We start from the raw sequence: 24,960 nt of genomic DNA on the forward strand, positions 1-24,960 counted from the left end.
CGTCCCGAAATGCAACCCTGGGGCGCACCACCTCGCGGCAGCACGTAGAATTCCACCGGCCCGCCGGCGCCAACGCCAAGATGCGCTTTCCGCAAAGGGCTGCGTCAACCCTCTGGGGAAAGCCCGGCGTTGCCGCCGGAGGTTTATAGGGAATCGCGTCGCCGATAACGCTCCAGCACTCGATCCCGAATCACTTCGGGATCGAGGCCAGAAAGCGCGCAGCACGCGTGGTACGAGAAGGCGTTCGAGCAATCCTTCGGGGACAGCAGCCAGTCGAGGATCTCCACCCGTGTGGTGGCGCAGACCCTCGAATCGAACAGAGCGCGCAGCGACTTGTGCAGCAGGCGCCTGTGGAGTATCACGAGGTCATCGTCAGACCACGGGTAGCCTTCGCCAGGGGCTTCTGCTCGCTCGGTGCGGACCGCAGCCGTTTGTCGTGGCCTCGGGCCATCGGCCATGGATAGAGACACCGCGATCACTTCCTCGCGGGGCGCTCATTTCGCTACGCCGACAATCGCACTGACCGGTGAAGCCGTGTCGGTCAACGCCGCCTTACGACTGCGATAGGCGCGAAGCAACTGCTCAAGATCGCCGTCGTCGGCGGCGTCTTCAGCTTTGGCGTAGCGTTCGTCGAGGTCATCAACGGATGCTGCCTGGCTGATGCTGGTGAGGAGCACATCGAGCGGCGGTTTGCCACTTTCACGACCGGACTTCTGGTCGCCCGCCCTCGTCTCTTGGGCCTTCGCGTCGCTCGACTCGTCGTCGATGATCGGGGCCCAGGAGCCATCGATCGCCTCGGCCATCCCGATATTCTGGGTTTTACCGCGTTCGTTGAGTTCGTCCATGGCCAGTGCCATGGCCAGCTCCGGCGATTTCGGCAGCAGATTGCACAGGCGGCGAATGGCCGTCTTGAGGCCCATCGGGACGAAATGCGTGTCCCACGGAGTCTCCTTTCGGTTCTTCTTCGCCATCTGGTAACCGCGGGAGTGGTCACGTACCCACTCGACCTGCTCCTTCGACAAGGCGTGGAAGGTGCGTGAACCATCGTTAAACACCGCCACCGCATAGAAACCGGCGATCGCTCCGCGCTCGTCGTCGGACGCCGGGAAGCCGTTCTTCTTCAACGGCTCGTGTATCAAGGAACGGTTGAGGCCCAAGACGATGTCGAACTTGTCGTTGATCCGCACTTCGTGCGCATAGATGTCCTGCACGCTGCCACTGTTGCGCGCAAGTTTTACGAGCCCCTGATAGCCGAGAATCAATTGGCACTGGCTACCCATTGGCACGAGGTACGCTTCACCCATCAGACCGATTTCCAGACCGAGCTGGCTGGACTGGATGACCGCCGCGAAGACACTGCGCGGATCCGCTTCAGACAGCGTCGGATTCATCCGAAACGCAGTCAGTGCGATCCGCGCCATGCGGTCCGGACTCAGATGCTTGGGCAGCGCACGGGCGATTTCGCCCTTGAATCGCTCCAACATCGCTGGAAACGACACCACGCTGGTCGGTTTTCCCTGACGGGCGCTCTGGATGTTATGCAAGGTTTGAGACATGGTTTCCTCCAAATACAAATGGCGGAGACACCATGCCTCCCGGAGCGGGGACTGGTCTCCCCGCCGGGGTTGATAAACTAAGAATGGCCGCCGATCAGGCGGCGTCGAACTCGAAAGCGTCGGTGTTGGCTGCCCAACGCGGTAGCGAGATCAATTCGATCTCACCCCCGGGCTGGTAAGCCGGCCAGCTTCCTGCATCCTGGCACCACTTCAGAAGCTGGAGTGCTGCCCGGTACTTCTTGCGACCGACCTCGATGATTTCGGGGTCAGCCCGGTAAAGCGCCACGGCATGGGGAGCCTCTTTCTCGACGGCGACGAAGAGAAAGGGCAGCTCCGTGCCGGTCACGGCTTTCATTCCATCAACGTAGAACGCCGCTTGAATGTCGTAGCCGAGGTTGGCGATGGCGCGAGAAAAGCCGCGGCTGCTGGCATCGACACAGCTCTTGAGATCCACCACGGCCGTCCCGTTGAACCAGTCCGGACGACAGCGACAGGAGATCCCAGTGAGCGGGTCTGTCCAGAACGCCGACAGCTCGGCTTCTCCCTGCGTGAACAGGCGAGCCGCCCCCTCGTGCGCGTGAACGGCGGCGCGCACTCGGGTCAATGTCGCCAGGTCGTCAGAAGTGATCAGGGTTTTGCCCTGATTCTCCTGTTCGAAGCGGGCGGCGGCTTCCTTGCCTTCCTTGGTGCGGCGATCAAACTTCTCGACCACCGCGAACTCTTCGGAAAAACGATCCGGTTCGAGGACGTGGGTGTGAACCGCGGACCCAAACGCCATCGCCGGCGTGGGTGGCGACGGATGATCGAGGGCTTCGCGCAGATGCGCGGGGCTCTTGAGCAGCTTGATGATTCCCGAATGGCCGATCGATTGATCCGCGTGGTATTGCTTGGCCGGCATGCGCAGCAGGCCAGGATGTCTGACGTCCATGGTGCCTCCAGAAGAAAAAAGCCGGAGTCACCAGCCCCTTCCGGAGAGGGCCTCCCCGGCTGGGTGGATGAAAATGCTGTTTGTTTCGTGCGGCCAGCTACCGCGACTTGCTCGGGCGAAGAATCGCTCGATCAAAGGCTGCTTTCCGGAGGGCGCTTTGGAAACGCACTCGGGAAAGCCCCGGCAAGCCGGGGCGTGGTTCAGTTCGCTGCTTGTTCTTGCTTCGAAAGGGCCAGAGCCCGTCGGAGCAACTCGCGGGTTTCCGGGTCGGTGCGTCCTGCCTGAAGTCTCTGGTGGAGATCGCAGGCACGATTCATCGAGAGCACCGAGAAAAGCCGAACGAGAAGCGCAGTTGGATTGCACGACTTGATCGTGTGCGGGGTCGAAAGCCATGTTCAGAGCCCCAGCGCGCGAACAATCGGACGGCTGATGATCCAGCCGGTGATGCAGCAAGAAAGAAGAACGAGTGCCATGAGATGCCTCCATAAGAAATAAAGGGCATCCCTCCCCTGATGCGGAGGCGATGCCCCGCAGGGGGATGAGCGTTCAGGCGATCACTTCAAACGAAGCCTCACCGCTCTTGGCGGGATCAGATGTCGATCCCGGTCCGGCGCTGGTAAGCCGGTCGGTCGTATTGCTGCCAATGGGTGCTCGGTGACCTTCACCGGTTCTGACGCTGCCGTCGCTTCGGGTCTACGGTTCACGAAGCCTTTGAGGCCTTGTGCTGCGAGCAACGGAGAAACGACAGAAGCAAGTGAAGCCCTGCCAGCATGGCGAGGACGAGAATGACACGTTCCATGAGCAAACCTCCTGAGGTGGAGGACGGTCGGCTCCCGACCCGGGAGAATGACCGCCCGGTGGGGGAAAGAAGTCACGACCTGCTCAGAACTGCTCCATGGCCGGCACTTCGTCGACGGCTGAACTGCTTGCCTGATCAGACGAAGACCGTGTCGGCACGACGAGGGACGGAACCCGATGCTTTGGCGTCCTTCGCCGATGGACGAGCGCCGAGCATCTGCATTTCGCTGGCGATGATCTCGACGACAGTAGCGATCCTGACCTGCGCTGTCCTGCCACTTGCGGGTATGGATGCGGACCTTCGACGTAGATCGGGGAGCCCTTCTGAGGTACTCGCCGACGACTTCGGCGGTACGGTTGAAGAAGATCACGCGGTGCCATTCGGTGGTTTCCTTGCGTTCACCGGACGACTTGTCCTTACTGATCTCCGTCGGTCGCGATCCGGATCGGTGGCGATCGCTTCTCGGCTCTGGGTGTAGCGAACCTCGGGGTCGGCGCCGAGATGGCCGATGAGGGTGAACTTTGTTCAACGAGGGCATATGGCCTCCTGACAAGGAAGGCAGGGACGCCGCCATATCCATGACGGGGCTACCCCGCCGGGGGTTGGAGAGAATGCTGTTTATGAAGAAGGCCAGCTACCTTCACTTCGATCGTCATAGACGGAACGAGAGATAGCTGAATTCTCTGCCGCTACGGTCGTCGCAGGAGTTTGAAATGCGTCGCTTCCGGGCGCTTTTCGAAGGTCGCGCTCGCAGTGCAAGCGATACGCTGGCGTTGATCGACTACTCCGGGAGACGGCAGATGGCACAGCGACAGAGGAACGATTCGACGCACATTCCATCGGTCCGGCAGGACAACAGCCGGCCCTTCCTGACGCAGAAGGCCTTGCTCAATTCACTGCCACGCGCAGCAGATCTTCGACCGTGGCTACGAGATGTGCGCCAACGCGCTGTTCTCGTTGAGCGTGGTCTTGCGATTCATCGGAAGCGAAGAGCAGGCGCAGGAAGTCGATGCCTTGGTCGATACTCAGATCGACCAGACCCTGGAGGAGATTCGCAAGGAGTCGCTGCGGCTGAAGGAAGTTGCCGAGGGCAATGGCATCGAGACCTGCGATCGGCTACACCAGTGCCAAGACCATCGATGTGCAGATCACCTCGCCGCGTTCGATCAAGTACCTGGCGATCATCCGCGAGTTCGACGCGATGATGACCCACCTGGATGCGCTCTGGCTGTCATGCGTCATCACCGACAGCCAATACGCGCGCGGGGTCTATGAATGGAAGCGGCGGATTCTTCGTCTGGCCGGACAGATCCGGCAGATCGCTACGCGTGCGGTGCTGGCGGCACGGCGGAAGGAAACGGCGAGCGAGACGGTGCCTGAAAGTGGGCGATACGCCGCTGGTGAAGGTAGAAGACTTGACGACAGAAGGTGCTACTGCTGTCGCTAATAGCGACCCCGCCGAGGGATTGTGAAGAAAGGGAACTCACTCCAACAGTCACCTGTTTGCCGGGAGCCAAGGATCGTGCGAAGTGAGCCGGTCGGATCCGCCCGCGAAATGCTTAAGACAGTCCTCGCAACGCATGTTGGCTCTCACGCGCCGCGCACGGATGAAGACCACCGCTTTGCCAGCGGCAATCGTCCTCGTTGCGTTCGTCAATCGACGCCGCGGTTACTCAGCCGGCGCGCCCTTCTCCGAAACCGGTCACAAATAGGCAAGAATTACCGGCCGACAAGGGCCATGGCAACATAAAGCGGCCATAGGAGCGCGAAGAATAATCTCGCATGTACGCCCACCTGGTTGCCCCCATCTGGCTCCGCATGGCACTGCTTTCGGGTCCGTTCCGGTCGAACGTGCTGCCCAATACTCGAACGTAACGATGTCGAATCCTCTTGCGCTCGCGCCAGCATCGTTTGAATGGGGTACTTTCTGGGGTATCTCAGCACCTAAAAAATCCAACTTTCCCTTAAATAGGCGCTTTCAAGCGTGCGTTCGATTCCTGTCGAGGGGACCAATCAAGCCTCTGGCGCCCTCTAAACAAGTTCAATAACCTTGGTAAATTCCAGACGTCCGGCAGCTTTCGAGGCTCAAACCTCTAAGCGCGTCTATTGCAGCAGGCGTTGATTGGAGGTCAATGACCCATCCGGCGGCACGGTCCAAAAAGCTGATGCGAATCCACGGCCCACGACCTGCCTGGAAACGAAAGTTCATCCACACCACCGATAGTCGCTATACCCTGCCGATCGCCAACAACCTGCTCAACAGGCAGTTCGACCCGGCCAAGGGCGAATACCGCTTGGGTCTCCGACATCACCTACATCCGCACGGGGAGCGGCTGGTTGCAACTGGCCGCCGTGATGGACCTGTTCTCGCGCAAGATCGTGGGCTGGGCGACGGCCCCAAACATGCCTGCCGAACTGGTCTGCGCGGCATTGCAGATGGCCATCACCCAGCCGCAACCTCCGGGGGGTTTGCTGGTGCATTCGGATCGCGGCAGCCAGTACGCCAGCGACGCCCACCGCGCCTTGGCGACCCGGCACCATTTGCAAGCCAGCATGAGCCGCAAGGCCAATTGCTGGGACAACGCCGTCATGGAGCGCTTCTTCCTGGATCTCAAGATGGAGCGCGTCTGGCCGAACAACTATGCCAACCATGCCGAGGCTACTCGCGAGGTGACCGACTACATCGTCGGCTTCTACAACAGCGCCCGCCTGCACTCAAAACTCGGTTACCTGCCGCCGAATGTCTATGAACAGCAAATGGCAGAAAGACGACCCATCCCGGTGTCCGAAATAACTTGACCCCTACAGGTATCGACACCGAATCGATGATCTCTATACCCACAGGCGACCCGACCATGAGCGAAAAAGTCTGGCTTGACAGCTATCCGGCAAATATTCCCGCAGAAATTGCCAGCTCACCTTTTTCATCGTTACCTGAACTGATCGATCACACGGTTCGCAAATTCGCCGAAAAGCCGGCTTTCAGCAACCTCGGCCAGACACTGAGCTTCTGCGAGCTGGATCGCCTGTCGCGCGATTTTGCTGTGTTTCTGCAAGGACTCCCCGGCGTCTCGCAAGGCGATCGCGTGGCCATCATGTTGCCCAACCTTCTGCAATATCCGGTGGCGCTTTTCGGCATCCTTCGCGCCGGCATGACCGTGGTCAATGTCAATCCGCTGTACACCGCACGCGAACTGCGAGTCCAGTTGAAGGATTCAGGCGCCAAAGCGATTGTCGTCGTCGAAAACTTTGCACGGACGCTGCAGGAAGCTTTGCCCGGCCTGGGGGTCGAGCACGTGATCACGACGCAGATCGGCGACCTGTTGCCGGCGCCAAAACGCTGGCTCGTAAACTTCGCCATCAAATATGTGAAGAAAATGGTGCCCGGCTGGCGGATCGACAAGGCCTGCTCCTTCAACCGGGCGCTCGCCGATGGGGCCAAGTCGGAACTTTCGCCCGTGAAGATCGGCCCGGAGGACCTCGCCTTCCTGCAATACACCGGCGGCACCACCGGCATCGCGAAGGGGGCAATGCTCACCCACGGCAACCTGCTGGCCAATCTGGAGCAGGTCAGCCTGTGGATCTCGGCGAGCTTCAAGGAAGGCCGCGAGATTGCCATTGCCCCCTTGCCGATGTACCACATCTTCTGTCTCACCTCGACGCTGGGTTTCATGAAGTGGGGAAGCCTGATCGTCTTGATCGCCAATCCGCGTGATCTCCCGGGCCTGGTCAAGGAACTCGGGCGATGGAAGTTCAGCGTCCTGACCGGCGTCAACACGCTGTTCAATGCGCTGCTGAATACATCCGGTTTCGACAAGCTCGATTTTTCCGCGCTGAAAGTGGTGGTCGGCGGCGGCGCCGCGGTGCAGGAAAGCGTCGCCAAACGTTGGCAGGAGGTGACCGGCACCCACCTTACCGAAGCCTATGGCCTGACGGAAACCTCACCGGGTGTTTGCTGCACACCGCTTGGCGACCCCTGGAACGGCACCATTGGTCTTCCGGTCACTTCGACCGAAGTCAGCATCCGCGACGAAGACTTCAAGAAGTTGCCGCTGTGGAATGGCGAAGGCGATATCGCTCGACACACCGGCGAAATCTGCGTTCGTGGCCCGCAAGTGATGCGCGGCTACTGGAACAAGCCGGAGGAAACCGCAAAGGTCATCCACGACGGCTGGCTCAAGACGGGTGATGTTGGCCACATGAACGTCCGCGGCTACATCACCCTCACGGACCGCAAGAAAGACATGATTCTGGTGTCCGGCTTCAACGTTTATCCCAACGAGATCGAGAACATCGTGATGATGCATCCGGGGGTCGAGGAATGCGCCGTCATCGGCGTGCCCGATGAAAAATCCGGCGAGGCGGTCAAACTGGTCATCGTCAGGAAAGACTCCAAGCTGAGCAAAGGCGACGTCGTCAAGTATTGCCACACGCAATTGACCGGTTACAAGCGCCCGCGCCATATCGAGTTCCGCGACAGCTTGCCGAAGACACCCATCGGCAAGATCCTGCGTCGTGAATTGAGGGACGAACCGGCTGGCTAGTCAGAGAACTTCCACTCGCAAGCGACTACCGCGAAGTACCTCGGTCGGGGTTTTCTAACGGCAGGACTAACCGAGATCAGTGCACCGGGGGATGAGCGCATGGACTGATGCTCGGCGAGGCTCAGCAGCAATGCCTTTTTGTCCTATTGTGCGGTCTTTTTCGTTTCGTGGGGTGATTCACTCTTCAGCGTGGCAAGCGCCTCTTGCGCTTTGAGCGCTCCTCCTCCCGCCCGATCCCAGTAAGCGTCGACACCGATGTGTTCGACGAGAAAGTCGATGAACACCGGAACCTTGCTCGGCAGGTGTCGCGTCGGCAGGTACACGGCGTATGCGTAGCGGTCGACCGGAATGTAGTCGGAGAGTACGGCCAGCAGCCTCCCTTCCTGCAAATCCTTGCCGATGACGAAGGTCGGCAGCAGTCCGAGGCCGAGGCCGCCGAGCACGGCCTGCGACAGCGCCTCGACGAACGGAGTCGCCGCCTGGCAATGCGGGCAGTTCCGGGTCCAGAAGAAGTACAAATGCACCTGCCGTTCGCCAGCGGTGTCGTGGTCGATCCACAGCGACGCATCGGCAGCGACTGGCGAGGAATAGACAGCGGCGACAGTGAGCAGGCAGATCAGGCGCAAGACCCGAAGCAAGCCGGTGAGTCGTGTTCTCATCGCGTACCTTGCCGATAGTGAGCCGGCCGTGCTGTCTGAATGCCGCCTCGTCGCGGCCGCGAGCTTCGACAGCCACGGTGGAAGCTTTCAGACTGCGCCTGTCATTCGTATCCCGCCCAGTCCCTTTCTTCTCTCCTTCTTCACCGGCGCCGGTCCATGCTGTGCCAGAACCGATGGCTCGTGGTCAGGCGCTCACCACGACAAGGTCTTGGTGCCGTCCTTGAACAAGGCGTTACCAATCAGCTCCGGGCTGCCGATCTTGAAGCCCGGCAACAAGTCCGACGCTTCGACGTCGAATTGCTGCATGCAGTAGTGGCATATCAATACCGTCGCACCCTTGCTCATCAGTTCGGCGAGCGCCGCTTGATGATTGGCATGCTTCTCCGTGTATTTCCTCGACGCGAGAAGGATGCCGCTCTCGTTCAGCCAAATCGTCAACGAGTGTCCTCTGGCGCGTTGAAGCTCGGCAAAATGCAGACCGTGGCCAACCCGCCGTGTCGCATCGCTCGATAAAGCGATGAACAAGGGATCCTTATCTCCGGCGAAAACCGGGTTCGACAAACCGGAAACGATCAGCGCCAGGGCCATCAAGACAGTCTTGAAGAACTGCATACCTACCTCCGTGGAAAGCGGGTGAAACATTCGATTGTCGGTAATCATGACAAACGGCTATCCCGAGTATGCCCGGCCAGCGACCAATCGTCGTGTGGCATCTTGTCGCATCTCAGACCAGCAAGAGCGGCGCCCAACGTTCAGGCGGTCCTGCGCTTGACGACGAGATCCGTACCCCGGCGTTGTTATCATCGACGTAACCGTGCGCAGTCACGCGTGCCAGGAGTCTCGCAAGCTCCTCCCGGTTGACGGCAAGCTCAGGGGTTCGATGCACGTTCCTGTCCCAGATCCAGCACGTCGCCGTTACCCAGGAACAAATCGGTCTGTGAACCGTTTCGGGCTGTTCCCCGCTGTACCGGCAGGCCGCTGGCCAGCATCTTCTCGACGGCCGTACGCCCGGTGCAATGGTTGCAACCGATCCTGGCGATGCCATAGCCGGCCAGGGCCTTGACGATCTCGTCGCGCTGGTTGTCCCAATCTTCCAGGGGCGACAGATGCAAGCCGCCATAGATCGCGTGGATGTGCTCGCCACCGGCGAAGGTGCGGCGCGCGTAATCCAGAAGATTGAGGACGCCGCCGTGACCGCAGCCGGTAATCATCGTCAAACCCTGATCCTGCAGGTTGGCATAGAGGACGTTTTCCCCGTGCACCTGTAACAGCGTGCTCATCGGGAAACTGGCCAGAGCCAGACCCGGAAGCAGCACCAGCGGTTGCTCGCTGGGCACGGTGATCACGCTGCCGGTATGCCCCTGTTGCTGGATGAACGCCAGACCGGCGGGATGGAAGCCTTCCGGCAGGTAGATCGGAATATCCGGACAGTGCTTGAGCGTCGAGCCAATCCCCCAGAAATGATCGAAATGCTCGTGGCTGACGATCAAGGCCTCGATCTTGCCCTCCTGCAGCAGGCGGTCGATGCCCTCTTCGGCGAAGCGGCGGTCCATCCAGTCCGGGTTCCAGCCGGTATCGAAGAGCAGGCGGCGCAAAGTGCCATCGAGTGCCTCGGTTTCCAGCAGCGCCGAGAAGCCGGCGGCGTTCTCGGCGTGCAGTGATCCAAACGGCGGCCAGGGGATGGCGTATTGATCGGTCTGGGCACCACCGGCGGCGCGGATGTCGTCGAAGACAGTGGCCGTATCAAACCAGCCGGTTTCCGAGACACAGAGGATTCGTAGGCGCTTCAGGGCGCCAATATCAAGCTTCGGAGAAGTCGTGGCCATTGTCGTTACCTCGCGCCGTGGGAGAAATTGCCGCGCTCATGACAGTGACCGCCTCGTGGAACAGGCAAGCGTTCGAGGCGATTGCCGAGCATCGCCGATACCGCGGCATCGGGATCCTCCTCCATCGTGACCACGGGAAGGATTCCGCTCTGCATCAGGCGTTCGAAAAGCCCCGGGCCCATGCCGCCCGTAATCAGCGTATTGATTCCGGCCAGCGGTTCGGCAAGCTGGTGGTGGCTGGCGTGCAAGCTCTGTTCGATGGAAAGCTCGACCAGGCGCTTTCCGCTCACCACGCCCTTTTCAACATCGTAGATCCAGAATTTGCGGCACTTGCCGGCGTGCTCGGTGATGGTCTTGAGGTTCTGGCTGGTGACTGCGATTTTCATGATTTGTCCTTTCATAGGCGTTTTGTAGCGTCATGACGAAGTGGCCGCGTGCTGTTGCGAATGCGGTGTCATTGGCGGGGAACTCAGACTTGCCCGCGCGTGTCGCCACCGATCAGGAGGCGGCTGTCGCTGAGATAACTGTGGGGAGGAATCTCCAGGTTGGTCGGCGCCGGTTTGTCCTTGAAGACGCGGCCGGCAAAATCGAAGGTCGATCCGTGGCAGGGGCAGAGGAAGCCGCCGGGCCAGTCCGAGCCCAGAGCCGGGTCGCCAGCCTCGAAAGCCTTGCTCGGCGAGCAGCCGAGATGCGTGCAGATGCCCACTGCGACGAGATACTCCGGCTTGAGCGAGCGCTGGTGGTTGTGCGCGTAGTCCGGTTGTTGTGGTGCCTTCGAGCCTGGATCGGCGAGCCTCGCTTCGGCCTTCTCGAGAGAGGCGAGCATTTCCGGCGTACGGTGCAGAATCCATACCGGTTTGCCGCGCCATTCGACGACCATCATTTCACCGGGCGCAAGCGTGCCGATGTCGACTTCCACCGGCGCGCCGGCGGCCTTTGCCCGTTCGGAAGGCAGCAGGCTGGCGACGAAAGGAACGACTGCTGTCAAGGTCAGCGCGCCGCCGAGTCCGGCGGTAGCCAGCAACCATCGCCGACGAGACGGACCGTCGGTGACGACGAATGAAGCGCCTTGGCAGGCAGTTTGGTTCATGTTGATTTCCCTGGTAGGTGGTCTATTCGCGATCGCCGGTCTCGCTGATTTTTTCAACCGACTCAAAAGAGCCAATATCAGCAAATACTAATCAAGATTCGTGCCAACCTTCAAGAAAGATAACGAATGCAAAAAAACAACGCCTTGCGAGTCCGTCGCCCAAACGCTGACGATTTTTTTGCCACGCTCCTCTGCCGGTATGGCAGTATTTGGCAGTCGAATTGGCAGAATTGGCGGCATCGCATGGCAGTCGATCAGGCGTCCCTGGCAGAACTGGTTTCGTTCCTGGAGACCTTTCCCGAACCGCACATCCTGTGTGACCGCGACTATCGGATCCTGGCCGCAAACGCGGCTTATCGAGCCAACTGGGTCGATCAAATAGAGGTCGTGGGCCGCAAGTGCTTCGAGGTGTCGCATCGATACACGGTGCCCTGCGATCAGGCGGGCGAGTCGTGTCCGCTACAGCGCAGCCTGCAATCGGGGCGGCGCGAGCGTGTGCTGCATCTTCATTACACGTCGCGCGGCGAGAGCTTCGAGAACATTGAGCTGTCGCCGATCCGCGACGCCAGTGGCGCCATCGTGTATTACGTCGAGAAGCTGGAGCTCTTGCCGGGAGCATCCAGTCTTGGTGACGTCCAGGGTCTGATCGGTCGCTCGCCAGCCTTCGTGAAGATGATGGAACTGGTCGCGCGGGTGGCGCCTTCGGACGCCTCCGTGTTGCTGCAGGGGGAGTCGGGTACCGGCAAGGAACTGGTCGCCAATGCCATCCATCAGCTCAGCCGGCGCGCCAAACACCCTTTCGTTGCCGTTGATTGCTCGGGATTGCCGGAAACGCTGTTCGAGAGCGCCTTGTTTGGCCATGAGCGAGGGGCCTTCACCGGTGCGACGACACGAACGACCGGGCTGGTCGAGGCGGCGTCGGGCGGCACGCTGTTTCTCGACGAACTGGGCGATATCCCGCTCTCGATCCAGGTCAAGCTGTTGCGGCTACTGGAAACCGGCACCTATCGTCGGGTGGGTTCCCCGGAGCTGCGCAAGGCCGAAGTCCGGGTCGTCTCCGCCACCCATCGTCCGCTGACCGACATGGTGAGCGAAGGTCTTTTCCGGCAGGACTTGTTCTACCGGCTGAACATCTTCCCGATCCACCTGCCGCCGTTGCGCCAGCGCGGTGATGACCTCCTGCTGCTAGCTGAGACCTTGCTCGATCGCGTCTCTGGTGGCCGCCTCCGCAGCCGCCTGTCAGCGGAGGCGGCCGCCTGGCTGCGCGGCTACCACTATCCGGGCAATGTGCGCGAACTGCGCAACATTCTCGAACGCGCCTGCCTGCTCTGCGATGGCGATGAAATACATCTGCAGCACTTGCCAGTGGAGTTGGCGGCGGCCAGGTCGTTGCCGACATCATCCGACGGTCCACCGCCAGCGACGCGCGACTTTCCGGATAGCCATTCGCTGTCCTTCGAGGAAGTGGTACGCGACTTCAAAGGCAGCCGGAAAGCGCTCGCCAGTCACCTTGGCCTGTCAGAGCGGACCCTCTACCGTCGCCTGAAAACGGTGGATGGGCAGTAGCGCTGAGGGCCTGGCGTTCCACGCCGGGCTTCATCGTGTGACGGCGATCGCGCTCCTCTGATCGCTCAGCGGTATCTCCTCAGGTACAGACCTGCGAAGAAGCGCTTCGCCCAATGGAACAGCCGCGACGAGGGCAGGATGATCTGGCGCCGGGGATTGCGAAACACCAGCCTGCCGCGGCGGCAGCCTGCAGGTCGGTCTTGGGGTTTGGCAGGCTCTCGTCAGGTGCGCAAAGAACAGTTGTACGGCAGAACGAGGCGCTGCGAAGGTCACGGACCCTCGCAGCGGAGCCCTCCTCTGATCTGGAGCTAGATTGTCTTGCCGGCCAGCGCGTCGGCGCTGCCGATCGCCGCCGGATCAGGGTCACGCCGAACGATCAACAGACGGACGGCAAAAAGCGCCAGGAGCAGCGTGCCGACGGCAAAGACAATGTCGCCGGGAACGCGCAGCCAGACAAAGGTCTCCATCCACGCCGAGTGAACGAACCCCGGTGAACGAGCAAACCACACCCCCTCGCTGAGGCTCGCCCAGGCCTGGTAGATGCCGGCCGGGACGAGCGACATGAAGACCATCATCGCCAGTCCGACATTCAGCGACCAGAACGTCAGGCCGACCAGTTTGTCCGACCACGCCGTCCGGTTCGAGAGACCGCGCAGGCAGAACAGCAACAGGCCGATGCCGAGCATGCCATAGACACCGAACAGTGCGGCATGACCGTGCGCCGCAGTCATGTTCATGCCTTGCATATAGTAGAGAGCGATCGGTGTGTTGAGCGTGAAGCCCAGAAGGCCGGCGCCGACGATGTTCCAGAAACCGACGGCGATAAAGCACAGGATCGGCCACTTGTACGCCTGCACCCAGGGAGCAGCCTTGGAACGCTGATAATTGCGCCAGGCTTCGACGCCGATCATCGCCAGCGGCACCACTTCCAGTGCCGAGAACATCGCCCCAATGGCGATCACCGAAGTCGGCGTACCGGTGAAGTAGAGGTGATGCAGTGTGCCGAGAATGCCACCGAACAGGAAGACGATGGTTTCCAGGATGATCGCGCTGTTGGCGGTCGCCGCGCGAATAAGTCCGAGACGGGTGAACAGCAGGGCGATGACGGCGGTGGCGAAGACCTCGAAGAAGCCCTCGACCCACAGGTGCACCAGCCACCAGCGCCAGTATTCGACCATCGCGTAGTGTGTTTTCTGACCCCAGGCCAGCGAAGTGGCGTAGAAGCCGCCGATGCACAGCGCAGCAAGGAAGACCATGGCGATCAGCCCGCGGCTTTCGGAGGGTTTGCGCAGCGCCGGCATCAGAGCGCGACCGAGCAGCGTCACCCAGATCAGCAGGCCAGCGAACAACAGGATCTGCCAGACACGGCCCATGCTGGTGTACTCGAGACCCTGGTTGCCGATCCAGAAACTGTAGTCGTTGCCCATATTCTGCAAGCTGCCCAGCCAGCCGGTGACCGTCGACCCGGCGACGATGATCAGTAGGGCATAGAACAGCAAATCGACGCCCAGGCGCTGGTATTTCGGTTCGCTGCCGGAAATCGCCGGCGCGATATAGAGGCCGGTGGCCAGCCAGGCGGTGGCGATCCACAGCACGGCAAACTGCGTATGGATGGTACGACTGACGGTAAAGGGCAGGATGTCGCCGAGCGCGATACCGAAGAAGCTCGTCCCCTCGACCGCATAGTGCGCGGTGATGACGCCCATGCCAACTTGCGCCAGGATCAGCGCGATGACCACATAGAAATACTTACGGGTGGCCAGCATCGATGGCGTTGCCTTGAGCTTGAAGAGCGGGTCAGCCTTTGGCGGGCTTGGGTCACCTGCTTCATGGCTGGTCGAGTGGAAGAAGATCATCGCGGCGATCGCGCCGAGCATGAGAATAACGCTGGCAATCGACCAGATGCCGGTACCGGTAGTCGGCGTATTGCCGACCAGCGGCTCGTGCGGCCAATTACTGGTGTAGCTCAAGTTGCTTTCACCTGGGCGGTCGGTCACTGCCGACCAAGCGCTCCAGAAGAAGAAGGCCGTCAGGTCCTGCCGATCGGCCGCGTCGCGCAGAATGTTGGCTGGCATCGCGTACTGCTCGCGCAAGGCGTCGAGCGCAGGCTCGCCACCAAAGAGATCGGCGTAGTGCTTCGCCACCTGCGCCACGGCGGCAGCCCGATCAGCACTCAGGCTGATCGAGCCGCTGGCAGCGTCGTAGGTATTGCGCCGGAGCTCGGTCTTCAACTGCGCATCGAGTTGCGCTTGCTGGCTGGGCTGAAGGTGCTCGTAGGCGGCGCCGAAATAACGCTGTGCCCAGATCGCCCGCAGCGCAAGCGCTTCGCGGTGCAGCCAGTCGGCCGACCAGTCCGGCGCGAGATAGCTGCCGTGCCCCCAGACCGAGCCCAGTTGCTGGCCGCCGGCCGAGAGCCAGGATTGCTGGCCACGCTGCACCTGCCCCGTGGAGAAGAGAACCTGGCCGTCACTGCTGACCACCTGCGTCGGAATGGGCGGCGCGTGCACGAAAATCTCGCGGCCAACCCAGCCCAGCGCGGCGAAGGAAAGCACGCAGATCAGTGCTAGCCAGATCCACAGCTTGCGTGTGTTATGCATGATGAAGCTCCTTTACGGTAGCGGTAGAACCAATGGAAGAGAACGCGACGACAACCTTCTTTAAGCGGCATTTTAAATGCCTCTTCTCAAAGATGCAAACACAATGCTTCTTCTGTGGCGACAGAAGCGAAGCAAATTGGCGACGATTGTCGCCAAGTGCGGAGGAGCTACTTGGGAATGGCTCGCACAGGTCGCAGGACGTGAAGGATCACACGTTCGCTCTTGCCGAGCAGATCGGCAAGCGTGACGCCATCCAGCACCTTGAGGAACGCAGCGAGGGCCTCTGAAAGCGCAAGCTTCAGCTGGCAATCGGGATCCAGAATGCAGGTAGAGTTCTTGCCGAAGCACTCGACCAGGTCCATGCCCGACTCCATATGGCGCATAACATCGCCGACAACGATGGTCGTGGCCGGACACGCAAGGCGCAAGCCACCGCCCTTGCCGCGCAAGCCATCGACATAGCCGCCACGGATCAAACGACTGACGACTTTCATCAAGTGGTTGCGCGACACGGCGAAGCGGTCAGCAATCTCCTGGATGGTCACCAAGCGGTCCTCGTTGGTCCCGAGGTAGATCAGTACGCGTAGTGCATAGTCAGTGTGCTGGGTGATGTGCATGGCAGGTTCTCGGTTCGCCCCGTGTGGCATCGCCATCACTGGCGGCCCAGCCTTCGGCGACAGCAACGGACAAATTGCGAACTCTACCGGACGGCGCCTTCTGGGGTAAGCCTATCTTCATCGTCTTGCCGCGCGCGAGGGGAATCGCCGCGACCTTGCTTGGACTATCACGCCCGGCGCTCAACAGGCGCCTTGCACGGCGTGCGCTGCAAACGAAACTCCCAGCTGGAACTGCTCGCGGGTGTTACGTTTCGCACTTCCGGAGAAAGGTCTTGATCGCCTCGTAAGTCCCTGTATAACGGAGCTATTGTTTGTACTCGACAGAACGACAAAATGAAATGCCATCTCTTTGTTGCACCCCATGTGGGCTTCGCCTGGCTCGGCGGTTCACGGCCAGGTGTCTGATTCACCGAGAGAACTGCACGCAGTTTGTCTGTGGCACGATGTGTGCTTTAATGTCATGCCAAAAAGCCGTCAGCTACTCTTTCCCCTTCGCGTACCCAGGATGTTGAGCGGCTGTACCTCCAAGAGCACCCGACGCAGCCTGAGCAACGTGGCCCTGGCTGCTTTTTCTTTTCGCCCTGCAACACACCAATGGTCCGCAGCAGGGCAAGTTCTGCGTGTATGGCGGGAGGCCTAGGACATGGAAATCGCATTAAATCTCAAGAACGACAAGCTCGTCGGTGATTTCTGGGGCGGTCTTGCGTCGATGCTCGTCGCCCTGCCGTCGGCGATCGCTTTTGGCGTCACCATCTACGCTGCTATCGGCCCCGAGTACGCCGGCCTGGGCGCATTGGCCGGCATTCTCGGAACGACCGCTCTTGGCCTGGTCGCACCGACGCTCGGTGGCACCAATCGCCTGATCACCGCGCCCTGTGCGCCGGCGGCGGCGGTATGCTCGGCCTTTGCCATCGAACTGGTGCAGAACGGCGTTCCGGCCACCTTCATCGTGCTCATGTTGACGGCTCTCGGCCTGGTCTGCGGGATCGTGCAACTACTGCTCGGCTTTCTCGGCGTCGGCGGCCTGATCAAGTACATCCCGTTTCCGGTTGTGAGTGGCTACCTCAGTGGCGTCGGCCTGATCATCATCGGCAGCCAGATCCCCAAATTCATGGGGGTAATGGATGGCACGTCCTGGTGGCGGGTGTTGATCGCACCCGATCTGTGGCACTGGCAAACCGCGCTCATTGGCGCCGTCACCATGGCCGTGATGCTCGGCGCGCCGCGCGTCACGCGCCTGGTGCCGGCAGCCATCCTCGGCTTGCTGGGCGGGCTGATCACCTACTTTGCGATCGCCTACGCGGTCGACGATTCCCTGCTGGTCATGGACGGCAACCCTCTGATCATCGGCCCGCTCGGGGGCACGGCGTCGAGCATGCTGGAGGCGATCACCGGCCGCTGGCACGAAATCGGCGAACTGAAGCTCAGCCAGATCGGCGCGCTGCTGGGAACGGCGCTGACGCTGGGCGTCTTGCTCTCGATTGATACCTTGAAGACCTGCGTCGTACTCGACACCATGACCCGCAGCCGCCACGATTCGAACCGCGAGTTGATCGCGCAGGGTTCCGGCAACATTGCTTCCGCCTGCGTCGGCGGCATGCCGGGTGCCGGACAGATGGGGGCAACGCTGGTCAATCTCACCAGCGGTGGACAGACGCGCGTTTCCGGCGTCATCGAAGGGGTGCTGTCGCTGATCACCTTTCTCGCCCTGGGCAGCTTCATCGCCTGGATTCCGGTCGCTTCCCTGGCGGCCATCCTGATCATCGTCGGCGTGCGCATGATCGACCGCCACAGCCTGCGCCTGCTGGACTCGCCATGGACGCGCTTTGACTTTTTCGTCGTCCTGACGGTGGTCGGCGTGGCCCTTGGCTACAGCCTGATCGCGGCGTCGGGTGTGGGCATCGTTCTGGCCATGCTGCTGTTTATCCGCGAGCAACTGAGCAGTACGGTGATCCGCAGCAAGGTCGACGGCGGTAGTCGCTTCTCGAAGCGGGTGCGCCTGCCCGAGGAGATGGAATTGCTCGAAAAGGAGGGGCAGCAGACGGCCATTCTGGAACTGCAAGGTAGCCTATTCTTCGGCACCAAGGATCAGTTGTACCTGGCGCTCGAGCAGGAAGTCGGCACGCGAAAGTACCTCGTTCTGGATATGCGGCGCGTGCAGTCGGTCGACGTCACTGCCGTGCACCTGCTCGAGCAGATCAGGGACTCGCTGATCGAACGCGACGCCTTCCTGATTTTCAGCAACCTGTCGCAGGCCCTGCCCAACGGCCGCAAGATCGGCGAGCTCTTCGATCAGATGGCACTTACGACGCAGAGCGAGCATGTCAAGATCTTCCCCGAACTCGATGACGCGGTCGAGTGGATTGAAGACCAGATCCTGGGCCACGATCTGGAACAGGAAGCCCGGATCGCGCCGCTGGAACTCGCCGATATCGAGCTGCTCAGGGATCACAAGGAGGAAACACTCATCGACCTCGAGGCCTGCTTCGAGCGGCGCTCGGTCGCCAAAGGCGACAAAGTGTACTCGTTCAACGATCCCGGTAACGAGCTGTTCCTGATTCGCAAGGGCGCCGTGCGCATCACCCTGCCGACCGGCGACGGAACTCCGGGTCATCACGCATTGACCTATGGACGCGGTGACTTCTTCGGCGGCATGGCCTTCCTTTCGCAAATGACGCGTTTCAACGATGCCAGGGCGGTTGAAGACACCGAGCTGTTCGTCCTGCAACGCGAGCAGTTCGACAGAATCAGAGAGGAACACAAGCGACTCGCGTGTCACCTGGTCGAAGCGGTTGCCAAGGTTCTGGCCCTGCGCCTGCGCTACTCGGACAAGGAACTGATGGCCATGCAGGATTAGGGGCCTCCGCCCGCGGGAGAACCTGTCTGACGGCGGTTCGGGAGCTCGACGGACCAACCATCATCGATGGCCGTCGTCACATCACTGCGGACCTCTGCGGGTTTTCGGTTGGTCGATCTCGGCGTCTGTGGGAGCCGAGGATCCGCGCAAGAAGACCTACTTCCTATGCAGGATCAGCGTAACGAGCAGGATGGATTCCTGTTTGCTGTGCAAGGCGTGCGGCGCCGCATCGTTCAGATAAATGAGGCTTCCCGGCCGCAGCGTCCGGGTTCTGCCGTGACAGGTAAAGTCCACTTCGCCGCTCAGACACTGGACGGTCATCGCGCCGGCGGCGCTGTGCTCCTGCATGGTGGCGCCGGCGTTCAGGACGAGGCGGAAGATTTCAATGTGATCATCGCGCACCAGTGTCGCCGAACCGTTGCTGGCCAGCGCGTCGGCGACGTCGTTGATGCTCACCAGATCGCCCGACTTGGCGTGTGATAGCGCCATGACAAAGCTCCTCAGAAGACGCGACCGTCACCCGGCTGAAGCGGGGGCTTTCAGGGCGCGTGAGCCGCTCACAGCGGCGATACAGGGGCGCGAACGCGGCCCCCACCACGTTCCTGGTGCCACCGCCGAGCTTCCCGGTCGCACCTCCGGGCGAACGGGCCAATTCCGGCTTCTGCGCCGCGAGCGTGCCCGCCCTCGCCTCCCCGCTCCGGGATTCTCGAAACAGTCACAACCGGCTTCTGCGGCAATATGATTCGTATCAACAGGAAGACGATCGAGTCGTTCGACCAGTTTTCCCAGCTTTCGATGCTCGCTGAGCAGCTGCGAAACGATCTCGTTCACGCAATCCTCCGTTACTTGTGGAGCGGCGTTGTCCGGGAAACACCGCTTTCGCAAATGCTGCCGCAACGACTCCATGGACGCGGCTTCGTAGCACCCTCGCCGCAGCAGTGACTTTAGTTCAGATCGCCTTCCTGCCGGTCGACCAGGTCGGCGAATTCGGGGTGGCGTTCGATGAAACCGGCGACATACGTACAGCGGGGGTCAATCCTCCAGTGCCGTTGGCGCGCCTCCTTCAACGCGACTCCGACCAGTTCGGCGGCTATTCCGTGTCCGCGAAGTTCGTCGGGCACGAAAGTGCGGTCAAGAATCACACGATCCTCTTCGATGAGGTAGCTCAAATAGGCCGTACCGCTCTCGCCTACCTGCGACTCAAAGCGCTGGCGAGCAGCGTTGTGCGCCACCGAAGGCAGTGGCGCGCTGGTGGTCGATGTCGGCGGGTCGAACTCAAGGGAGGACACCGGCCGGCGACGGTTCCAGTCGTCCTGCACCAGCGCCCGGATGTCGCGCGTCGAGTGCACCGACAGAACCTGCCCGGCCAGCTTTTCTGCCTGTTGCACATCGGTCGAGCGAATGGCGTGCTTGATGTCCAGAAGCCGGCCGGGACTGACGCTGAAGCTTCGGAAGCCGAGGCCGATCAAGAGGTTTGTATAGCTGGGGTCACTGGCAATTTCGCCACACAGAGAGATCGGTGTTCCCTTGCGCCTGGCCACGCTTGCCAGCGTCGCGAGCACGCGCAGAACGGCTGGGTGCAAGGGATCGTAGGTGGATTTCATTTCGCCACGAATGCGATCGGCAGCGAGCAGAAACTGGACGAGGTCGTTGCTGCCGACGCTGAAGAAGTCGACCTCGTCGGCAAGTTGTTCGATGAGGATCGCCGCCGACGGCGTTTCGATCATCGCGCCGACCGGGATCAGCGGATCGAACGATTGGCCCGCTGCGACGACTTGCGCCTTGGCATGGTCAATCGCTGCTTTCGCCGCGCGCAAGTCGTCGATGCCGTCGATCATCGGCAGAAGAATGGCGACCGAATGCGTTGCGCTCAGCCGGAGGATGGCCCGCAGTTGCGTGTGCAGCAGGCCGGGATGCGCGAGCAGCAGCCTGATGCCCCGAAAGCCCATGGCCGGGTTGGCTTCGGGTGGTAGCGGGAAATAGCTGAGCGGTTTGTCACTGCCGACATCGAGAACGCGAATCACCGTTTGCGCCGGTTGCAGGTGCTCCGCCGTGGCGCGGTAGAACTGGTACTGCTCGTCTTCCGAGGGGAAATGGTCCTGGACGAGAAAGACGAACTCCGTGCGATAGAGTCCGACGCCATCGGCCTTGACGTTCGCCGCCGCCAGCGCGTCGGCAGTCTGGCCGATGTTGGCGCAGAGCTTGATTTCGACGCCATCGTGAGTGACCGTCGGCAGGCCGACCAAGCCCTTCAGGACGCCCTGGTGAACTTTCAGGTTGGCGTCCAGTTGATCGTACTTGCGCAGAATTTCGGCCTGGGGATTGATGAAGGCGCGTCCAGCCAGAGCATCGACGATCACCAGATCGCCCGCACGAATCTTCCCGGTCGCTTCCGGCACCTGTACGAGCGTGGGGATGCCGAGCGAGCGGGCCAGGATGGTGGCGTGCGCCGTGAGGCCACCTTTTTCGACAATCAAGCCCCGCACGCCCTGGCCTTCCAGGCGAGCAACGACGGAGGCGAGAATTTCGCTGGTGACGATCACGCATCCCTCGTGAACAACCGGAACCTCCGGCAGCCCGCTTTCCGCCAGGTGATCGAGGAGGCGTCTGCCGACGTCGTACACGTCGGCGGCACGCTCGCGGAAGTACGGATCTTCGAGGCGGCCGAACAACGCCATCAATTGCTTGATCGCTTCTTCGACCGCAGCCTCCACGTTCATCCGATTTTCGAGGCAAAGCGCATGCACCGCATCGCGTAGTTGCGCGTCGCGCAGGAGGAGGATCTGCGCTTCGAAAATTTCCGCCTCGTCCTTCCCCAAGGTCCGCCTGACGCTCTCCTGGACTTCCCGCAGCTTGCCCTCGGCGGCGACGACGGCGGCATCGAAGCGCTCGCTCTCCCCCTGCGCCTCCGCCTCGCTCACCTGCCGGAGCGGAACGGCCGTCTGTTTTCTGGCGCAATCGCAGAGCAGCGCGCGCCCACGGGCAAGGCCCGAAGACGCCACCTCGCCGACGATCATCAAAGGGGCGCGCGGCGTGTGGTCGGTGTTGTTCATGAGCGAGGTTCCCTCGTCGAGGCCAGGAACGGCAGTCAGTCCATTGCCAGTGCGTCGGTGAAGTCGGCGAGCAGGTCTTGCGCATCCTCGATGCCGACAGAAACGCGCAACAAACCGTCGCTGATGCCGGCACGCTGTCGCTCGGCGGCCGTCATCGTGCGGTGCGTACTGCGGCTGGGAACGCAAATCAGACTTTCCACGCCGCCGAGACTCAAGGCCGGCATGACCATACGCAACCGGCTCAGCAAGCGCTCCACCTGCCCGGCTTGACACAGTTCGAACGAGACCATGCCGCCAAAGCCACGCATCTGGCGTGCGGCGATGGCGTGGTCGGGATGTTCGGGCAGGCCGGGATAATTGACTTTCGACACGGCCGGATGCGCGGCCAGAAAGCGCGCCAGGGTCGCGGCATTCTCATTGTGCCGTTGCACGCGCAGCGCCAGCGTCTTCAGGCCACGTTCGAGTTGCGCACAGGCGTGCGCATCGAGCATGCCGCCGAAGCTGACGGCGCTGGCCGTGACACGGTTGACGATTTCGGTGGAGGCAACGACCACGCCCGCGTTCACGTCGCTGTGGCCGTTAAGGTATTTCGTAGCGCTGTGGATGACCGCATCGATGCCCAACGGAATCGGGTTCTGGTTGATCGGCGTGGCGAAAGTGTTGTCGATGACGGTCAAGATGCCGTGTCGTTTGCCAAGCGCAGCCAGCTCGGCCAGATCCACACAATGGAGCAGCGGATTCGACGGGGATTCGACGTAGATCAGCCGCGTCTCGGGGCGCAAGGCAGCGGCGAACTCCGCCACGTTCGCCCCCCAGGAAAGCTCCACGCCGAGCCGCGGCAGTTCGCTGCTGATCAGCCGCATGCTGCCGCCGTAGAGATCGTTCTGGAAAATCGCGTGCTCGCCAGGTTTGAGATGAGCAAGGAGGAAAGTGGAAATGGCGGCCATGCCCGACCCGAAGACCACCGCCGCCTCGCCTTTTTCGAGCGCCGCCAGCTTGCGGTTGATGACCTGCTGGTTGGGCGTGTTGAAGTAGCGCGGGTAGATGTTCGCGTTGGCCGGATTCGGGAACGCGTAGGCCGTGGAAGTGAAGATGGGGCTGCACGCGCCACCGGTAGCCTCGTCCAGGTGCGTGCCGGCGTGAATACAGAGCGTCGACAGGCCGTGTGTATTTGGGTCGGTGATCATGGTGTCAGTTGAGTCGCCTGTGCCTGTGGGTACCGCGTAATGAGGCCTTTGTTGCCAGGAGCAGCGCACGGTTTACCGCGCCCGGGCAGCTTGCCCTTGAGTCCAGCTAACTCTATCATACCGTGATACAAATACGCCGAGAGGCCACGCGCAAAAAATGTCCGAGCAGCGAATGTCCAAGGCCGATTTCGAAACGCTTGCCCACTTCCGCTACCAGCTGCGCCGCTACCTGCGCTTCAGCGAAGATCTGACGCAGCGCAACGGGATCACGCCCTTGCAGTACCTGCTGATGCTTCAGATCAAGGGCTTTCCCGGGCGCGAATCGGCAAACGTGGGCGAACTCGCCGAACGCCTGCAGGCGAAGCATCATGGGGTTGTGTCGTTGATTTCACGGTGCGAGGTCGCGGGACTGGTAAAGCGTAGCGTCAGCAGCAGCGACCGGCGACAGGTGGACGTGCAGCTGACAAGAAAAGGCGACGAATGTGTAGAGCAACTGGCAGGCCTTCATCGGCGTGAGCTCCTGTCGTTGCAGGGGACATTCACCGTGCCCGACGTAACGACGCTCGGCCGCGAATAGCAACAACGGCCAGCGCTTGTTTTTTTCGACCAATTGCAGGGGAGTTCCAGAATGCAGCCAACTGCCGAGTGCACGGATACGGATTCCGATCTCTATCGGGCGATAGTCGATCAAGCCCCGGATGTGATCATTTTCGCCGATCGCAAGGGAGCGATCCGCGTTTGGAATGGTGGCGCGGAAACCGTGTTTGGCCATTCCGCTGCCGAGGTCCTCGGCGAAAGCCTCGACGTGATCATTCCCGAGCGACTCCGCAAAGCACACTGGGACGGCTTTCACAAAGCGATCGACAGCGGCCAGACAAAGTACCGGAACCAGGTACTCACGACCCGCTCTGTGCACAAGGATGGGAGCAGGCTATACGTGGAGCTGAGCTTCGGACTGGTCAGGGATGGCAGCGGCACGATCGTCGGTTCGCTGGCCATCGGCCGCGACTGTACCGCCCGCCACCTCAAGGCGGTGGCTCAGTCGTCAGCAAGCTGCGCGGAGCAAGCCGAGTGACTAGCAGCATTCCGGGAATTTCCGCACCGACCGGCGGAACCGAGGCGCCTCTGGAAATGCTTGCCGCCTGCCACGGCAGGATTGAAACGCAATGCGCGACCTTGCGGCGCCTGGTTCCACACCTGCTGGCGCATGGCGTCGACGACGAGGCGCGCAGGGCTGCGACGAGGGTGATGCGCTACTTTGACACGGCCGCCATAGACCATCATGCCGATGAGGAAGACGACCTGTTCCCCGCGTTGATCGAGTCGATGGCCGGATCGGACGCCGTCTGCCTGCGCGAAATGATCGACGGACTGAAAGCGGAGCACCGCGGCCTGGAAGCGTGCTGGCGCCACCTGCGCGGTAACCTCGAAAGTATCGCTGCCGGCGAGTACGTGCAGTTGCTCGCGGACGATGTCGAGGCACTGGCGGTTCGCTATGAGCGCCACATCGAGCGCGAGGAGAAGGAACTCCTGCCGATGGCCGTGCGCTTGTTGAGCAACGACGAGCTGGCTCGCGTCGGACGCGCGATGCGCGCGCGCCGGGGAATCGACGCGCAATAGGGACACGCCGGCATCCGCGCCAGCCGCGCGTGCCGGCCAATCCGCGCCTGCCGATGATCGC

Annotated in this window: 20 protein-coding genes and 2 pseudogenes; 8 read left to right on the forward strand and 14 right to left on the reverse strand. The window is 61.4% G+C overall.

Translation table 11 applies throughout. The annotated features are described in order from the left end of the window. Positions 1 to 143 precede the first annotated feature (143 nt). The 4 genes from QZ613_RS02115 to QZ613_RS21050 form a co-directional block, all read right to left on the reverse strand. A complete protein-coding gene (locus QZ613_RS02115) occupies positions 144 to 362 on the reverse strand; it encodes a hypothetical protein (RefSeq protein ID WP_291981380.1) in 219 nt (72 codons plus the stop codon). Between the two features lie 132 nt (positions 363 to 494). Next, positions 495 to 1,574, reverse strand: a complete 1,080-nt coding sequence (locus QZ613_RS02120) for a recombinase RecT (RefSeq protein ID WP_291981382.1) — start codon at positions 1,572 to 1,574, stop codon at positions 495 to 497. Positions 1,575 to 1,650: 76 nt separating this feature from the next. Then, positions 1,651 to 2,484 (reverse strand): PD-(D/E)XK nuclease-like domain-containing protein, encoded by an 834-nt coding sequence (locus QZ613_RS02125; protein ID WP_291981383.1) that lies wholly within the window; start codon positions 2,482 to 2,484, stop codon positions 1,651 to 1,653. Positions 2,485 to 3,038: 554 nt separating this feature from the next. Beyond that, positions 3,039 to 3,863 carry a single-stranded DNA-binding protein gene (locus QZ613_RS21050; RefSeq protein ID WP_366144416.1) on the reverse strand — a complete coding sequence of 275 codons (825 nt, stop codon included), beginning with the start codon at positions 3,861 to 3,863 and terminating at the stop codon, positions 3,039 to 3,041. A gap of 513 nt (positions 3,864 to 4,376) precedes the next feature. Here QZ613_RS21050 and QZ613_RS02130 point away from each other — a divergent pair. The 3 genes and pseudogenes from QZ613_RS02130 (at position 4,377) to QZ613_RS02140 (ending at position 7,827) form a co-directional block, all read left to right on the forward strand. Further along, positions 4,377 to 4,730: a hypothetical protein gene (locus QZ613_RS02130; RefSeq protein WP_291981385.1), complete on the forward strand. Its 354-nt coding sequence runs from the start codon at positions 4,377 to 4,379 to the stop codon at positions 4,728 to 4,730. 703 nt (positions 4,731 to 5,433) lie between these two features. After that, a pseudogene (locus QZ613_RS02135) lies at positions 5,434 to 6,082 on the forward strand (IS3 family transposase); the annotation flags it as partial. Between the two features lie 56 nt (positions 6,083 to 6,138). Beyond that, positions 6,139 to 7,827, forward strand: a complete 1,689-nt coding sequence (locus QZ613_RS02140; protein WP_291865812.1) for an AMP-binding protein — start codon at positions 6,139 to 6,141, stop codon at positions 7,825 to 7,827. 230 nt (positions 7,828 to 8,057) lie between these two features. Here QZ613_RS02140 and QZ613_RS21055 read toward each other — a convergent pair. From QZ613_RS21055 to petA, 5 genes and pseudogenes are all read right to left on the reverse strand, one after another. Then, positions 8,058 to 8,288: pseudogene (locus tag QZ613_RS21055) on the reverse strand (LysR substrate-binding domain-containing protein); the annotation flags it as partial. 390 nt (positions 8,289 to 8,678) lie between these two features. Next, entirely contained in the window at positions 8,679 to 9,098 is a 420-nt protein-coding gene (locus QZ613_RS02150; RefSeq protein WP_291865809.1) for a DsrE family protein, read from the reverse strand. Between the two features lie 257 nt (positions 9,099 to 9,355). Further along, the gene (locus QZ613_RS02155) at positions 9,356 to 10,312 is read right to left on the reverse strand and encodes an MBL fold metallo-hydrolase (RefSeq protein WP_291981387.1); all 957 of its coding nucleotides are present in this window, start codon (positions 10,310 to 10,312) and stop codon (positions 9,356 to 9,358) included. A 5-nt stretch (positions 10,313 to 10,317) separates the two neighbouring features. After that, on the reverse strand, positions 10,318 to 10,698 hold the full coding sequence (locus tag QZ613_RS02160; protein ID WP_291981389.1) for a NifB/NifX family molybdenum-iron cluster-binding protein: 381 nt from the start codon (positions 10,696 to 10,698) through the stop codon (positions 10,318 to 10,320). An 83-nt stretch (positions 10,699 to 10,781) separates the two neighbouring features. Beyond that, a complete protein-coding gene (gene petA / locus QZ613_RS02165) occupies positions 10,782 to 11,402 on the reverse strand; it encodes a ubiquinol-cytochrome c reductase iron-sulfur subunit (RefSeq protein ID WP_043564975.1) in 621 nt (206 codons plus the stop codon). 243 nt (positions 11,403 to 11,645) lie between these two features. Between petA and QZ613_RS02170 the strand changes: the two genes are divergently transcribed. After that, on the forward strand, positions 11,646 to 12,968 hold the full coding sequence (locus QZ613_RS02170) for a sigma-54-dependent Fis family transcriptional regulator (protein WP_291981391.1): 1,323 nt from the start codon (positions 11,646 to 11,648) through the stop codon (positions 12,966 to 12,968). 308 nt (positions 12,969 to 13,276) lie between these two features. Here the strand turns inward: QZ613_RS02170 and QZ613_RS02175 are convergent, their stop codons facing one another. Together QZ613_RS02175 and QZ613_RS02180 are read right to left on the reverse strand one after the other, a co-directional pair. Then, complete coding sequence (locus QZ613_RS02175) at positions 13,277 to 15,565, reverse strand: nitric-oxide reductase large subunit (protein ID WP_043564976.1); 2,289 nt, start codon at positions 15,563 to 15,565, stop codon at positions 13,277 to 13,279. Between the two features lie 167 nt (positions 15,566 to 15,732). Beyond that, positions 15,733 to 16,182: an Rrf2 family transcriptional regulator gene (locus QZ613_RS02180; RefSeq protein ID WP_043564977.1), complete on the reverse strand. Its 450-nt coding sequence runs from the start codon at positions 16,180 to 16,182 to the stop codon at positions 15,733 to 15,735. Between the two features lie 643 nt (positions 16,183 to 16,825). Here QZ613_RS02180 and QZ613_RS02185 point away from each other — a divergent pair. Then, positions 16,826 to 19,039, forward strand: coding sequence for a SulP family inorganic anion transporter (locus tag QZ613_RS02185; RefSeq protein ID WP_291868688.1), 2,214 nt, complete (start codon positions 16,826 to 16,828; stop codon positions 19,037 to 19,039). A 156-nt stretch (positions 19,040 to 19,195) separates the two neighbouring features. Here QZ613_RS02185 and QZ613_RS02190 read toward each other — a convergent pair whose 3' ends face one another. From QZ613_RS02190 to QZ613_RS02200, 3 genes are all read right to left on the reverse strand, one after another. Then, positions 19,196 to 19,528 (reverse strand): cupin domain-containing protein, encoded by a 333-nt coding sequence (locus tag QZ613_RS02190; RefSeq protein WP_291868685.1) that lies wholly within the window; start codon positions 19,526 to 19,528, stop codon positions 19,196 to 19,198. A gap of 455 nt (positions 19,529 to 19,983) precedes the next feature. Further along, positions 19,984 to 22,092 carry a phosphoenolpyruvate--protein phosphotransferase gene (ptsP, locus tag QZ613_RS02195; RefSeq protein ID WP_291868682.1) on the reverse strand — a complete coding sequence of 703 codons (2,109 nt, stop codon included), beginning with the start codon at positions 22,090 to 22,092 and terminating at the stop codon, positions 19,984 to 19,986. Positions 22,093 to 22,127: 35 nt separating this feature from the next. Then, entirely contained in the window at positions 22,128 to 23,279 is a 1,152-nt protein-coding gene (locus QZ613_RS02200) for an aminotransferase class I/II-fold pyridoxal phosphate-dependent enzyme (RefSeq protein WP_291868679.1), read from the reverse strand. Positions 23,280 to 23,451: 172 nt separating this feature from the next. Here QZ613_RS02200 and QZ613_RS02205 point away from each other — a divergent pair, with 172 nt between their 5' ends. From QZ613_RS02205 to QZ613_RS02215, 3 genes are read left to right on the forward strand one after another with little or no spacing between them, the layout of a single operon-like run. Continuing rightward, on the forward strand, positions 23,452 to 23,856 hold the full coding sequence (locus QZ613_RS02205) for a MarR family winged helix-turn-helix transcriptional regulator (RefSeq protein ID WP_291868676.1): 405 nt from the start codon (positions 23,452 to 23,454) through the stop codon (positions 23,854 to 23,856). A gap of 51 nt (positions 23,857 to 23,907) precedes the next feature. Then, entirely contained in the window at positions 23,908 to 24,354 is a 447-nt protein-coding gene (locus QZ613_RS02210; RefSeq protein ID WP_043564984.1) for a PAS domain S-box protein, read from the forward strand. Continuing rightward, positions 24,351 to 24,899 (forward strand): hemerythrin domain-containing protein, encoded by a 549-nt coding sequence (locus tag QZ613_RS02215; RefSeq protein ID WP_291868671.1) that lies wholly within the window; start codon positions 24,351 to 24,353, stop codon positions 24,897 to 24,899. Before QZ613_RS02210 ends, QZ613_RS02215 begins: the two co-directional genes overlap by 4 nt. Positions 24,900 to 24,960: the final 61 nt, after the last annotated feature.

Source organism: Candidatus Accumulibacter sp. ACC005 (assembly GCF_907163215.1).
Taxonomy (GTDB): Bacteria; Pseudomonadota; Gammaproteobacteria; order Burkholderiales; family Rhodocyclaceae; genus Accumulibacter; species Accumulibacter regalis.